This window comes from Mesorhizobium sp. 128a, from assembly GCF_053848025.1.
Genome location: NZ_JBSPKY010000044.1, coordinates 1 through 12,978 on the forward strand (window position 1 = coordinate 1; position 12,978 = coordinate 12,978).

General features: G+C 58.8%; 13 protein-coding genes and 1 pseudogene. 11 read left to right on the forward strand and 3 right to left on the reverse strand.

Annotation, left to right across the window (positions count from 1 at the left end; genetic code table 11):
• On the forward strand, nt 1-1,147 hold a 1,147-nt coding region (locus ACWTU9_RS32340; protein WP_455861865.1), incomplete at its 5' end, for a tetratricopeptide repeat protein.
• A 621-nt stretch (nt 1,148-1,768) separates the two neighbouring features.
• Here ACWTU9_RS32340 and ACWTU9_RS32345 read toward each other — a convergent pair.
• Nucleotides 1,769-3,418 carry a caspase family protein gene (locus ACWTU9_RS32345; protein ID WP_455861866.1) on the reverse strand — a complete coding sequence of 550 codons (1,650 nt, stop codon included), beginning with the start codon at nt 3,416-3,418 and terminating at the stop codon, nt 1,769-1,771.
• Nucleotides 3,419-3,635: 217 nt separating this feature from the next.
• Between ACWTU9_RS32345 and ACWTU9_RS32350 the strand changes: the two genes are divergently transcribed.
• Nucleotides 3,636-5,585 (forward strand): CHASE2 domain-containing protein, encoded by a 1,950-nt coding sequence (locus ACWTU9_RS32350; RefSeq protein ID WP_455861867.1) that lies wholly within the window; start codon nt 3,636-3,638, stop codon nt 5,583-5,585.
• Between the two features lie 12 nt (nt 5,586-5,597).
• Nucleotides 5,598-6,383: a hypothetical protein gene (locus tag ACWTU9_RS32355; protein ID WP_455861868.1), complete on the forward strand. Its 786-nt coding sequence runs from the start codon at nt 5,598-5,600 to the stop codon at nt 6,381-6,383.
• Between the two features lie 566 nt (nt 6,384-6,949).
• Here ACWTU9_RS32355 and ACWTU9_RS32360 read toward each other — a convergent pair.
• Complete coding sequence (locus ACWTU9_RS32360) at nt 6,950-7,180, reverse strand: DUF1127 domain-containing protein (protein ID WP_455861869.1); 231 nt, start codon at nt 7,178-7,180, stop codon at nt 6,950-6,952.
• 119 nt (nt 7,181-7,299) lie between these two features.
• Here ACWTU9_RS32360 and ACWTU9_RS32365 point away from each other — a divergent pair, with 119 nt between their 5' ends.
• The 3 genes from ACWTU9_RS32365 (at nt 7,300) to ACWTU9_RS32375 (ending at nt 9,016) form a co-directional block, all read left to right on the forward strand.
• Nucleotides 7,300-8,208, forward strand: a complete 909-nt coding sequence (locus tag ACWTU9_RS32365; protein WP_455861870.1) for a transcriptional regulator GcvA — start codon at nt 7,300-7,302, stop codon at nt 8,206-8,208.
• Nucleotides 8,209-8,386: 178 nt separating this feature from the next.
• On the forward strand, nt 8,387-8,653 hold the full coding sequence (locus tag ACWTU9_RS32370) for a hypothetical protein (protein ID WP_455861871.1): 267 nt from the start codon (nt 8,387-8,389) through the stop codon (nt 8,651-8,653).
• A 54-nt stretch (nt 8,654-8,707) separates the two neighbouring features.
• A complete protein-coding gene (locus ACWTU9_RS32375) occupies nt 8,708-9,016 on the forward strand; it encodes a DUF1236 domain-containing protein (protein ID WP_454590313.1) in 309 nt (102 codons plus the stop codon).
• A gap of 136 nt (nt 9,017-9,152) precedes the next feature.
• Here ACWTU9_RS32375 and ACWTU9_RS32380 read toward each other — a convergent pair whose 3' ends face one another.
• Nucleotides 9,153-10,496 (reverse strand): phospholipase D-like domain-containing protein, encoded by a 1,344-nt coding sequence (locus ACWTU9_RS32380; protein WP_455861872.1) that lies wholly within the window; start codon nt 10,494-10,496, stop codon nt 9,153-9,155.
• Between the two features lie 1,020 nt (nt 10,497-11,516).
• Between ACWTU9_RS32380 and ACWTU9_RS32385 the strand changes: the two genes are divergently transcribed.
• The 5 genes and pseudogenes from ACWTU9_RS32385 to ACWTU9_RS32405 form a co-directional block, all read left to right on the forward strand.
• Entirely contained in the window at nt 11,517-11,729 is a 213-nt protein-coding gene (locus tag ACWTU9_RS32385; RefSeq protein WP_455861873.1) for a hypothetical protein, read from the forward strand.
• Between the two features lie 12 nt (nt 11,730-11,741).
• On the forward strand, nt 11,742-11,933 hold the full coding sequence (locus ACWTU9_RS32390; RefSeq protein WP_455861874.1) for a hypothetical protein: 192 nt from the start codon (nt 11,742-11,744) through the stop codon (nt 11,931-11,933).
• A 33-nt stretch (nt 11,934-11,966) separates the two neighbouring features.
• Nucleotides 11,967-12,101, forward strand: coding sequence for a hypothetical protein (locus ACWTU9_RS32395; protein ID WP_455861875.1), 135 nt, complete (start codon nt 11,967-11,969; stop codon nt 12,099-12,101).
• A 286-nt stretch (nt 12,102-12,387) separates the two neighbouring features.
• On the forward strand, nt 12,388-12,579 hold the full coding sequence (locus ACWTU9_RS32400; RefSeq protein WP_455861876.1) for a hypothetical protein: 192 nt from the start codon (nt 12,388-12,390) through the stop codon (nt 12,577-12,579).
• A gap of 296 nt (nt 12,580-12,875) precedes the next feature.
• Nucleotides 12,876-12,978 (forward strand): annotated as a pseudogene (locus ACWTU9_RS32405) (DNA-binding response regulator); the annotation flags it as partial.

Here is a 12,978-nt window from a genome sequence, read left to right on the forward strand (position 1 = left end):
AACTCTCGCTGTATTTGGACATGCAAAACCCCCGAAGGTTGTGTCCAACTTTCGGGGGTCAGTTCACAAGCTGCGGGGCTTCTTCGTTATCGCTCGCAATTCGACTTTCGCGTACAAGGGCAGGGCGCCAGATATCCGTCAGGTCGCGCGAGAGCTTGGTGTTCGCTATGTACTGGAAGGCAGCGTCCGCAGGTCGGGTGAGCGATTGCGGGTAACTGGCCAGCTTATCGACGCGGCTAGCGGCAGTCACATATGGGCGGAGCGCTACGACCGCCCCGCCACCGACATATTCGCTCTACAGGACGAGATCACGGCTAATGTCGTCGCAGCGATCGAACCTCAGCTCTACGCGGCTGAGAACCTCCGTCTGCAGAGTAAGCCACCGGAAAGTCTCGATGCATGGGGCTGCGTGGTGAGGGCCATGCCCTTTATCTGGACCTGGGTATCTCAGGTCGACGACACCGGTATCAACCTCCTGAAACGGGCCATTGAACTCGATCCAGGCTACGCGCGAGCGCATAGCCTGCTGGCTTGGATTTTCGCCACACGGGTGATGCTCGGAAACATGGACTACGAGAGGGGCATGTCCGATGGTCTCCTTGTCGCACAACGAGCCATCGACCTTGATCCAGAAGACCCCTGGGCCCACGTGGCGGCGGGCTACGTCTTCACCCTCTCACGTCGCTTTGGACCGGCTGTTGAAGAGTTAAACGAGGCATTGCAGCGCAACCCGAGCTTTGCCTTCGCGCGAGCTATTCTGGCCGTGGCGTACGGATATGCGGGACTTGCGGAGGAAGGCTATCGCCAACTCGAGATCGCTAGGCAATTGAGCCCCCGCGACTACTCTCAGGCCGCGAACTTCTCCATTGAAGGGCTGTGCCATCTGGTCGCTTACCGCTATCAAGAAGCAGTAACCGCCGAGCGGCGCGCCGTCCAACTCCGGCCCGACTTCGGTGCTGCCTGGCGCACGCTCGCCGCTTCAGCCGGCCTCGCGGGCGATCTAGAACTCGCACGGCGGGGGCTTGCCGAATGTAGACGGCTGCAGCCAGGCATCAGCATCGCTTGGGTCGAGAAATACTATCCACTGATCCGTGCGGAAGACCGCTCCAGGTATATCGAAGGCCTACGAAGTGCAGGCCTCGAATAGTTCAGGGTAAATGGTGCCAGTCCTGCCGTCGACCTCGGCGAGGTGTGTGGGGCGGCAGATTGGCAGAGCGGGAGAGGGGTGGACCAAGGTGGGCGGAGTTGACCTAATGTCCACTTGCGACCCACAGGCGACCTCCAATGTCGAACCGACAACGGCAGCTACGCGCCTCATCCCAGTCATTCCCGCCACGTTCACGGGACGCTAAAAGCGGTCACCGGCCGGCTAAGAAGGCTTCAGCTTGTGGATTGCCGTGCTGGCATGCGCCGGTCCTGCGCGCGCGGTCGATCCGGCCCTCGATCCACTCAGGCCAGCGTATCGACCTCGTCGATCTCAATCGCCGTTGAATAGCCGACCATATCCGCTGCAAGGATCGCGAGCGGTTTGCGGTTCAATGGAGGGAGGATCATCATTTGCCCCAGGGCCCAACATGCCTAAAATGGTAAACCCAACGCAGCACCCTGACGAGAAGATCGACGCAAAGCGGTTCCCATCAGTCTGGTCAAAGGTCCAATCGCAGTTCGGCTTTCAGGTCGGCTCTTGCCTTCCATGCAGCTCTTTCAAAAGCCGGCCGCGTAGCATCGGCCTTGCAACAAAAAGCGGGCGACGGCCTACTCCCTTCTTCTACATCCGCTGCATAATGATTTTTCCAGAACACCCGCTGCCAACGCCGGTGCCTTTAAATTTGCCGGTTCCTTTGTCACCCTTTATGACGCCAGTCACGGTGTTCCCGCCTGTTTTTCCTTTATAAACAAAGGTATGATTTATATTGACAGCGCCGCTGCTGGAAATACTTCCTGTAAATCCGGAGCTGGACGATACTTTGCCGTCACTTATCACGACGGTCGTTGAGAGTTCTCGCCAATCGCCGCAGTCCGTTGTTGCGCGTCTGACCAGTCTCCATGTGCCGTCAAACGCGCTCAGGCTACTCGCCTGCGGCGCACAATGATCGCCCTGCACCCTCATTCCATTGTCGCAAGTAAGCGGGCAGACACGGCCTCCGACCGCCCTTAGCCTTTCCAGAATTTCCGCCGTCGGTTCCAGCGATGCCAGCCTGACACCTTGCCGATCCGCGTAGGCCTGCAGCGCTTTGCGGCTGCCGGCTCCCCACTCTCCGTCAGCCCAGCCCCAAAGGCACCCTATGCGCAAGAGTTCCCGTTGGGTGGCGCGCGCAAGTTCCCTGGCGTCCGTGCCAGGTCCGGATGACTGGACGAGCGGGTCGCGATGTTCAAGGCGTGCGACCTCCGTCCCCTTGGCATTGTCGGTGGCTGCGGTGGCGGGGCCAATCTCCGGCAGGTGCGCCGCCTGCCGTTCCACTTCGATGCGCTTGTCGATCGCGTCGATCTTCAATCTCGCAAGCGGCGCAAAAGCGCCGCCCGGAAATTGCTGCAGATACGCCTCGAAGAAGCTCTTGTCAGTCGAGTCCTTGATCGTCGCCCAATAGGCAAGCTCGACCGCATTGCCCGGCGCCACAGGCTGTGATGCGGGGGCAGATACGGCTTTCGGTTCCGTAGGGAGTGGCTTCAACACAACCTCGCCAGTCAGTGACGAGTTCTCCCACGGCACTTGCTTGCCATCCGTCGCCGCCAGCACATCGCGGCGCACATCGATGAGTTCGCGCATGATATCCTGCCCCGGTGTGCCGAGGTGAGCGACCAGTGCGCTCGTGAACGGAGAATTCCGCCCCGCTCCGTCCATGGCAACATTGCCCGGTTGCGTCGCGAAAGCAATGAGAGAGCCAACTCCGCTGCCAAGCCTGGCCAGACCGCGACTCACGGAACCTGATCGCGTCCCCATCGAGCGGGAAAGCTTCTCGGCGAACGGATTGTCCCGGCAGGCATCCAGGAAGATGAGGTTGACCTTGGTGCTGCGCTCCATCGCTGAAAGTACGAGGTCCATCGGAAGGGCCTCGAAGTCGAGGTCATTGTAGCTGGCTAACTGGGCATCGACCGGCACCATGTAGTTGTTGCCGTTCACCTGCAGCCCATGCCCGGCATAGAAGAACAGCGCGATGTCGGCACCGTCGAGCTTGTCCAGGAACTGGCGCACCGTACGACGCATTCCCGCGAGGTCGAGGTTCTGGCCGCTGACAACCTCGAAGCCAAGGCTTTGAAGCTTGGCGTTCATGTCTGACGAGTCGTTCTTCGGATTGGCGAGTTGTACGGCATGCTGGTAGGCCGAATTGCCAATCACCAACGCCACCCGTTTCTCGGCGGCTGCCTGTCCTGAAACAGCAACAAACAATAAAACCAACAGGATGAAAGCGCTGCGCATGGCAGAAACGGCTCCCCAAAGGAACTGTATCAGAGGCTAACGCAGCCGAAAAGAGCGCCCGGGGCTGGGGATGAATGGCCTGCGGCTGCACGGCGCTTGTCGGCGACGCTTCGGTGCGGGGCCCCTGCACGTAGACGGGTGACAATTTGCCTGACAGGGCCGAACGGGTATGCTGGCGGTGAATAGCGCTTTCACCGCTTAGGGGGCTATTTTCGGAGTGCGAACAGTTGGCCGGATCGTCAGCCTCCAGCGAGGTGGTATCGCCGCATCGCTCGCCTATCTGGTTCTGCTGGGCCTCTTAACTGCTCTCGTGTCACCGCCGTTGGAGAATGTCCTGCGAGACGTGATGATGATCTCGATCTCGCCATTCACCCAAGCTCCACCCAACATCGTTGTGGTCTCTATAACAGAGCAAACCCTGGCGAATTTTCCATACCGCTCACCGGTGGACCGCGGCTTCTTGGCCGACCTCGTGGCCCGGATCGAGTCAGCTCACCCTCGTGTCATCGGTATCGACCTGTTGTTCGACCAGGCAACAGAGCCGCAAAAGGATGCCCGGCTCGAAACTGTCATCGAGACCGCCAGTGTGCCTGTGGTAATCGCCTCGGGGTCGCGAACTGACGGCCTCACGACTAGGCAGTCCGACTATCTCAACGCTTTCGCTCCGTCGGCAAAGCGCGGCCTTGCCGCGCTGTCGCATGACGATCTCGACGGTGTGGTCCGTGGAGCTTTTCCCGGTCGAGAAGCGCAAGGCGGCTGGACGCCAAGCTTTGCTGCCGCGATCGCGGCATCGACCGGCATTAGTCGCGGCCATTGGCCGGAGGAAATGGTCTACTATCGCACGGCGAGCAGCTTGCCCTTCAACTTTCCAACCTATCCGGCACAGACCGTTCCGCTGGCACCGCTCAGCTGGTTCGAAGGGAAATATGTTCTTATCGGCGTGGACCTACAGCAAATAGACCATCATCCGACACCGTTCGCGTTGTTGAGCGGTGCGGAAACCGGTGTTCTCCCTGGCGTCGTCATTCACGCCCACGCGTTAGCCGGTCTCTTGTCCGGGGACAGGATAACGATCCCTTGGCCTGCAGTGGGTTACGCGCCAATGCTTATTGTCGGGATGTTCTGCTTATGGATCGTTTCGCGGCCGAACCCAGTGGTCTTCAAACCTGTCACCGTCGCCAGTGCGGTGGTGCTGGCTTGGATCGGCGAGGCGTGGGCCTTCTCGAGGTTCGCAATCCTCTTTCCGATGGTCGTCCCTGCATTGCTTGTGCTCGGGCTGTCGGCATTCGTTGGGTTCCTGGCTTGGAGACGGGACGCGAAGGATCGCCACTTCATTCAAAACGCGTTCTCGAAATATGTCAGCCCGGCCGTCGTTGCAGCGATCGTCAAGGAGCCTGACGCACTCCACCTCGGTGGCGAGAGACGTGAGATCACCTGTGTATTCACAGATGTCGAGGGGTTTACGTCACTCAGCGAGAAACTCGCGCCAGAGGTGCTCGCAGACATATTGAACGAATATTTGGACGCGCTCTGCGAGTTGTTCATCGAGCATGGTGCAACCATCGACAAGGTCATCGGCGATGCGGTGGTCGGCTTCTTCGGGGCTCCGACAGCGCAAAAGGACCAGGCGGAGCGGGCGGTGTCCCTGGCACTGGCTGTGCAGGACCAGGAGCAGCGGCTGCGGGAAAGATCGGCCGAACGAGGCTATTCATTCGGCGCCACACGGATAGGTATTCATGGCGGGCCGGCAATCGTCGGCAACTTCGGGGGAGATCGGTTCTTCAACTACACGGCTGTTGGAGATACGGTAAACACGGCGGCCCGACTGGAGGGCGCAAACAAGTACATCGGCACGAAGAATTGCATAAGCTTGGAAGTCGCGAAACAAGCAACGCGCTTCTTGTTGCGCCCTACGGGAGTTCTCCACCTTAAGGGCAAGAACCAAGGCATCGAGGCGTTCGAGGCAATGAGCGGTACGTCAGAAAATATGATACTTTGCGAGGAATATGCAAAGGCCTATGCCCTGCTCGCCACCGAGGCTACGCTCGCGAAAGCGGCATTTGAACTGTTGGTCATAAACTATCCGCAAGACGCTCTGATCGCTTTTCACCATAGCCGTCTTGCAAGCGGATACTTGCGAGCAGACATTCATCTTCCCGACAAATAGGGCCATCATCACATGTGCCTCATGCGTCCAATCTCGCAAATCGCCTCTCTGACCCTGGCCGTGGCCGTTGTTGTGACGGCGCAACGCGCGGTCGCTGGCAGCCAATATGTGGTCCTATCGACCGAGCCGGTTGTGGATGAACTGCCGGCAGGCAAGGTCTTTGCGCCAAGCGACGTTATCAACGTGCCCGCCGGTACGGTCGTCACATTGCTCGGCGAGGACGGCAGCGTGAATCCCATTACAGGGCCTGCAGCCTTCGTGGTCACCGAGGATGCCTCGAAGTCCAACAGTTCGCGGCCCGCCAGCGACGGGCAGGCAGGACTTTCAAATCTTGCGCTGATAGCAAGTCTGTTGACTAACGAGCGCCAGAGGAGCGAGTCCATAGGAAGCGCACGCACTACCGCCGACCAATCCAAACCAAGCGGCTTTGACGATCCGTGGGCGATTTCCATCGAAGAATCCGCTCCCGGTTGCATCCGCAATGGCAAGGTGGTTCTTGCGCGCCGTGGGATCGGCGAGAGCGCAGTGTTTTCGGTTCGCTTCGGTGGCGGACAGTCATTGACCGGGTTGGTCTGGAGCGCCGGCAAGGCCACTTACTCCCTTGCGGACTCTGCTCCCGCCCAGGTAAAATCCTTCGTCGTCGAGACCAGCAAGACATCGGCGTTGATCGAGATCAAGGCGTTGCCACAGAACGCCGTTCCCGAAAATCCGCTAGAGGTTCTTGGATGGATGGTGAGCAGCGGTTGCAAACGCCAGGCGCTGGCCTTTGTGCGTCAGCTTGTGACGAAACAGCATTAGCTTGCCGGCCGGGATCCGCGCCGTGGCGACGGCCAGCGCTTGATTAGCGGGCGGTCGGTTTACGCCGACTTTCTGGAGCGGCGTGGCGATGGGATCCAGCACCTCGCGGCAGCGACTACGAGGAGCGTGGGCGGCAATTTGACGAACGCGGCTATCAGATGGTGCAGGAAGGGTCATCTTCGGCGGTATTGATCTCCGTTGCTATTCCGCCGAGGCCATCTAGGCATGACGGCCGAGATCTACCGGATACCTCGGGGCTATGTCTTTTCCGAAACCCCAGCTCCGCCACCAGAAGCGACGTAGGTGCTGCACTCGACTGTGACCGTCGGAACCGGCACCATTACACTACGGCACCGCAACTCATGTCGGCTGTCCAGGGCCAAGCGGAAGTGCCGTCAGTGAAGTACAGGGGCTCAAGTTGCACAGGACGGGCGGTTGGTTTCAGCTGGTCTTTAGGTTGATCTTGTCAGGAGCGGCCTTGAGGCCCGTGCCAGCTGGCGTCATCCTCTTGCAGTCCGTGAAATCCTGCTTCGCTGATCCGACCGCGTCGCGAGGGCGATCGAGAATTAGGCCTGCCAAGGCCATTTTGCGCATTCGTTCCGGACCTGAGTACGACTGAGACCCAGGTCTGCAAGCTGATGGCATTCAAGCTCGGCCAATTGTTCGCGTTGACAGTGGAGTTGGATCCAGCGCGATAGCAGCGCAATCGCTCTTGTCACATTGTTGGCGATGTGAGGGACATGTGTCGGCGGTGACGACGAATGCCTCTGCGCTTCAGTCAGCGAGTGATTGAACATTTCTCATCCTTTCGCGGCGTCCATGTTGACCTGTGGCGCAGAATTGCGCCAATCTCGTGCGGCGCGCAAAGCATGGTTTCTAGTGCTAGGCCCAATTTTTCTCATGAAGTGGTGCGAAATTGGCTCGCCGACTGCCATCGCTCAATGCCCTCAAAGCCTTCGAGGCGGCAGCACGCCATGAGAGCTTCACCAAAGCGGCCGAAGAGCTATCCGTGACGCAGGGCGCGGTGAGTCATCAGGTTAAGGCGCTGGAGCTTGAGTTGGGCATCAGGCTGTTCGATCGCGAACGCCAGAAGCTGAGCATTACACGGGCCGGGCTATCCTATCTGGAGGTGGTGCGCGATGCCTTCGACGGTATAGCACTAGGCACGCAGCGCATCCAGCATCTATCACGGGCCGGAGCTCTGACGGTCAGCACGTCGCCCGACTTTGCCGCCAAATGGTTAGTCAACCGCCTTGGCCGGTTTGCCGAGACGCATCCAGCCATCGATCTGAGGATTTCTGCGACCATGCATCACGTCGACTTCGCCAGAGAGGATGTCGATCTTGCGGTGCGGCATGGCGATGGTAACTGGGCGGGGCATGAAGTTGTCCGCCTGTGCTCGGAGGAACTGTTCGCGGTCTGCAGTCCCAAACTGCACCAGCGGATGCGCGAGCCGTCCGATGTACTGAAATTTCCGTTGCTGCATCTTGATGACCGAAAGGACTGGTCGGCATGGCTCGGTGCCGCTGGCGTGGTTGATGCCGAACTCTCCCACGGACCCATCTTGAACCGCGCCAGTCTGGTCATAGACGCCGCTGTCGACGGCCAGGGCGTCGCACTCGCCCGCACGACGCTTGCGGCGTGGGACCTCCTCAACGGGCGCCTCGTCAGGCCGTTCGCCACGGCTCTGCGATTGTCCAAGACCTATTGGATCGTGTGTCCCAAGGCGACATCGATGCTGCCTAAAATCACGACATTCCGGGACTGGCTGTTGGCCGAGGCTGCTGATGACGTAGGTCGCCTCAAGACGCTCGGTCCACGGTAGTAGTTCCAAAATCGCGAACGCCTAGCAGTCGCACAAGGCTGGTTGGCGACTGGGCCGCTTACGATGCAAGAAGAGCAGACTGAAGTCCTGTCTCCATCAGACTTAAGCCCTAGTGTGGAACACCAAGCTGCGGCGACCGTTGTTTCGAAGTAACTGAGCAAAGAGGAGAGAGAAAGCCATGGCTGACGGCCCAACCGTTGTAAACTCCGGCGGCAGCGGTACTGTGATCGCTGTTGTTATTGGGGTCATAGCGATCGTAGTCTTCCTGATATTTGCCGGCGTTATCAACATCCATGGCGGCGGTGCCGGCGGCCAGGACATCAACGTCAAGGTTGAAGCGCCAAAGGTTGAAGCGCCAAAGGTCGAAGCGCCAAAGGTTGAAGCTCCAAAGGTGGAAGCCCCAGCCGCACCGGCGAACCCTGCGCCAGCCCCTTCAGGTGGCTGATCATTTAGCACCAAAATCTCCCAAACTGAAAACTGACCTAGGGAAGGAACCACCATGAACAAATATCTCATCGGCGCCGCCAGCGCCGTCGTGCTTATGGCCGGTGTAGGCGCTTCATTTGCTGAGGACGTGCTTATTCTCAAGCCCGAACAGCAGACCGTCGTTCGCGAGTACATTCACAAGCAGAAGTTGGCATCGGTCAGCCTGCTTGGCGTCGAACTCAATGTTGGCTCGGCGCTCCCCGATACGGTTGAGCTTCACACGATCGACGTTCCCGACGTCCGGTACAAGTACACGGTTGTCGGAGACCACGCAGTTCTGGTTGACCCTGACACCCGCAAGGTCGTGCAGATCATCGAGTAGTGCGAGTGCCCGCCAGCATCGTTGGGCTCGCCGGCTCTCGCGATCCAAGCGTTTTTCCGATAGGTGGGGCAATGTCCGCGTGGGAACGACCGCCTCCGGAGACTTTGCCAGGATCAGAACCACGCACAAGCGAAGGTTAAAGCTGCGAGTGAAGCCTGCTCGCCAACCAGTCCGAGACTTTCTCCCTCAATGGACGAGATTGCCATTCGGCCAAACTGATCTCCCTTGATCGCTTGAGGTCTTCGTTGAACAAGTCGATTTGCGTGCGTGCGAAATCCCGGCCCAAAACATTTAGAGAAGCTTCGTCGTTCAGCCGCAAGGACCGCTCGTCCAGGTTGGTTGAACCAAAACTCGCCCAAACATCGTCAACGATCAGGAGTTTAGGGTGATACATGGTAGGCTGAAACTCATAAATCCGAACCCCGGCCTCCAGCAATTCTCCCCAGAAATAGCGAGAGCCTTTCCGAACGATGGGGACATCTGTCAGGCCGTTGGGACAGATGACATCGACCGCCACGCCTCGTCTTCTGGCATCCAATATTTGCTGCAAGGCGATGTCATCGGGGACGAAATAGGCCATCCCAATCCGAAGGTGTTCTTTGGCGGCAGCTATCGCAGCCAACATCATCAGCTCCATTCCATCGGAGCCATTTGGCTGGGAAGATAGCACCAGTTGAGTATCCAGAGCTCCCGCTGCTTCCAATGGCGGGTAGAATTTCTCTCCCTGCAAAGTCTCGCCCGCGGTCTCAAGCCAATTCTCAGCGAAGGCTGCCTGGAAGGCGGACACTGCGGGCCCCTCGATCTGGTAGTGGGTGTCGCGCCACTCATCAGGATTGCGCGCGTCTCCCAGCCAGTTGTCTGCGATACCCACCCCGCCGGTAAAGGCGAACCGTCCGTCAACGATCAGCAGCTTCCGATGCGTCCGGTTATTCACCCGGTCAAGCGTGTACCAGTGGATGGGGCGGTAGCGCTGAAACCGGACGCCCGCGTTTGTCATGATGTGGATGAGATCCTCGTCAAATGGTAAACTGCCGACCCAGTCCACCAGCACACGGACCTCGACGCCCTCCCGCGCTTTCGAGGCCAAGGCATTCGCAAATTCGTTGCCGACCTTTCCGGACCAATAGATGTAGGTTTCCATGTCGATGGTCGACCGAGCCGCATGGATGGCCTTCAGCATCGCTGGGAAAATCTCATCTCCGTTGACCAGCGTTTGTACAGCGTTTGCCTCGAAAACCTGTCCTTGCGAATAGGCAGCCATGCTTCGCGCGAATTGTGGATCGGCCGCGTCAAAACGATGCGGCACGATCGATCGCAGCACACGTGGTTCGGGCGTGAGGTTTATGACTAGTAAGGTGAACAGGGAGGCTGCAATTGCCACTGCGACATATTTGAGAATGTCGAGGCAATGGGCAAACCCCCGTCCGGTCGGGGTCGCATTTCTGAAAGCCGATATCACACCGAAGCGTTCGGGCCGCACTTTGGTCGCCTTGCGTTTAGTCCGGTGACCTGCCGACAACCGAACTGTGGATCCGATGCCAAGAACTATTGAAATTGACGCGGGTTCCGCTTTTGTAAATCCGGCACGACCGAGTGGGCGCTACAAGAGGGAATGGGCGGCAGTGCTGAGTGCAGTCGAACGCGCAGTTTTCGGCGACGACTTGCGGTCGGCGGGTCGTCAGTGGGCGCCTTGGTATCCTTGGGTGGTAACCCGGAGGCTTGCCGCATGACAAGGTGATCATGGCGAACTGCCGCAACGCGCATTCAATGCGAGCGTGCTCGGCCCCTGGGCAGTGATCAATGCAACCACATCGTTTTTTGTGGCTATTGCCCACATGGGTCGCGAAATGCTGCTGCATGGCTTGCGTCCCCTGTCGTTCTTCACTGGCCACAACCAGACTTACTGGTCCCCGCCCCATTCCGGCCGTCCACAATCCGCACGCTTGGGACCTATTTCGTTCTCCACTTGGCTGCCGAGCGACACACAAAACACCGACAATCTAGACGGTCCACTGTTTCTGCTCATCTGGTGCGGCGCGCGAACTGCTTGCCTGGCTGGAGGCTTCCTGGTAGCTGGACGACCGCTCAAGGGGCAGGGCCGCATTACGCGCAAATTGCGTGTAGTCTCCTGACGATAAGGCCGACCTCGTGGGGGTGGGTGCCATTTACCATTCATTCACGACATTAGCGGATGCTCATAAGCGGACATGCTGTGTAGCTCTTACATGCCCTAAAGGCTTCGGCGCGGACCAAGCGCCGGGGCCTTTTAGCAAGCTGCCGGGCGTTTCGTCGGTCATCTGCTTTGGAAAATAGTTGCGCGAATGTAGCCCGGCTGGAACGCCGTGTTCCTTAGCCGACGCCCTGAATGCTTCGCGCACCGGCGAGGATGAGCGAGCACGGTCATCCCCGCGTCCTCGGGACCCGTGGCTTGGATCGCTGGAACAAAAGTTCCCGTCGCCAGTTGATTTCCTGAAGGGATCAGAACCCCGAAGGAGACGGGATGATGGTCGAAATTCTGGATTTTGAAGCTGCCAGAGCGCGTCAGCGCATCAACCGGGCCGATCGGTTGCTCGATCGCGCAAACGAACTGGCGGCGGATTGCGGTGGCGTCGCCATCAACCTGGCAATTTGCAACCGCATCCGAGTGGAACAGCAACGTGTGATCGATGCCCAAGCCCGCTTGGCCAAGCTCAATCCCACGGTACGATTCTGAGAGGAGCCACCGATGATCGTGAGCTTCAATCTTGAGGGCGTGAAGCACACAGGGCTCTATCGTGCCGCTCGACTTGAAATGCTTACCGAGAGAGTGCTCAGACAGATCAACGGCATCGATGACCAAGCTCGCAAACTTGAACAAGCGGCCGGCGCGTTGACCGAAGCAAATGGCGCCGGAACCAAAGTCGCGCGGAGCAGTTGATTCCGCGAAGGGCCGGTTTGGAAATTCGGAGACTTGATTACGAAGAAGGTCATTATCGGCGCCTTGGCGCTGTTCATGGCGGTGCCGACTTTTGCCTCGGCCACTGAAGTCAACGTGGTCGTTGCACCCACCATCGACATCATCATCGCCACCATCATCGGCCAGTGATAGTTTACAACGAAGGCGGTGGGCGTATGCACCGGCGACATCACCACCAGGAAGTGTTCTACGACAACGGCCATCGCGGGTGGCGTCACCGCCATCATCGCCGTCACCACGCGACCGTGGTCGCTACAACCTCGACGCACCGCCGCCATCATCATCATCATCCCGTCGTTATCGACAACGGCTACTGAGATGACGGCTTGGCTCCCCATGTGGGGCCGGGCCGTCATTTGCGGAGGCGCCACGTTCGGCAATGTCGCGCTTTCGCTGGTAATGGGAGATTGGCGTCATGACCCGGCCAAGTATATCGGTGTCCGACTGCGATGTCCTGCGCGGCGCCTTCGTAAAATGCATTATCGAAAAGAACATCCCACAGGACCGATGGCGTGACGAGGCTGCGCTTTTGATCCGCGACTATACGGATAGCGATGACGTAGATTCCAACTTGCTGGAATGGATCATACAGACCGGCACTATCTAGCTGTAGGCGGCGTCACCGGTCCTATCCCGTTTCACTGGATGAATCAGCTTTCTGTCATCTGGCCAGTGGAGGCTAGGAAATCCGTCAGGCCCCCGCTCCGGCCAGTGCGGCAAGCAGGCGGCGTTCGTTCATTTCACCGCGGTCGCGCCAGCAAGCTCGGCTATGAAATGCAGAATTTCTTCAATAGCATTCGGATCTGGTGGACCGATCTCGTGCGCGGGGCCCCGCCAACACTTCGTTAGCCTTAACTGCCCTGTTGATTGGAATGCGTTGGCGCCTGATGATAATTCAACATGGTGACCCACGCCATCCGCATTGCCATTGTCGACGACCATCCATTGTTTCGCGAGGGCGTAGCGCGCAGCCTCGGCGAGATCGGCGGTTTCGAAGTGGTCGGCG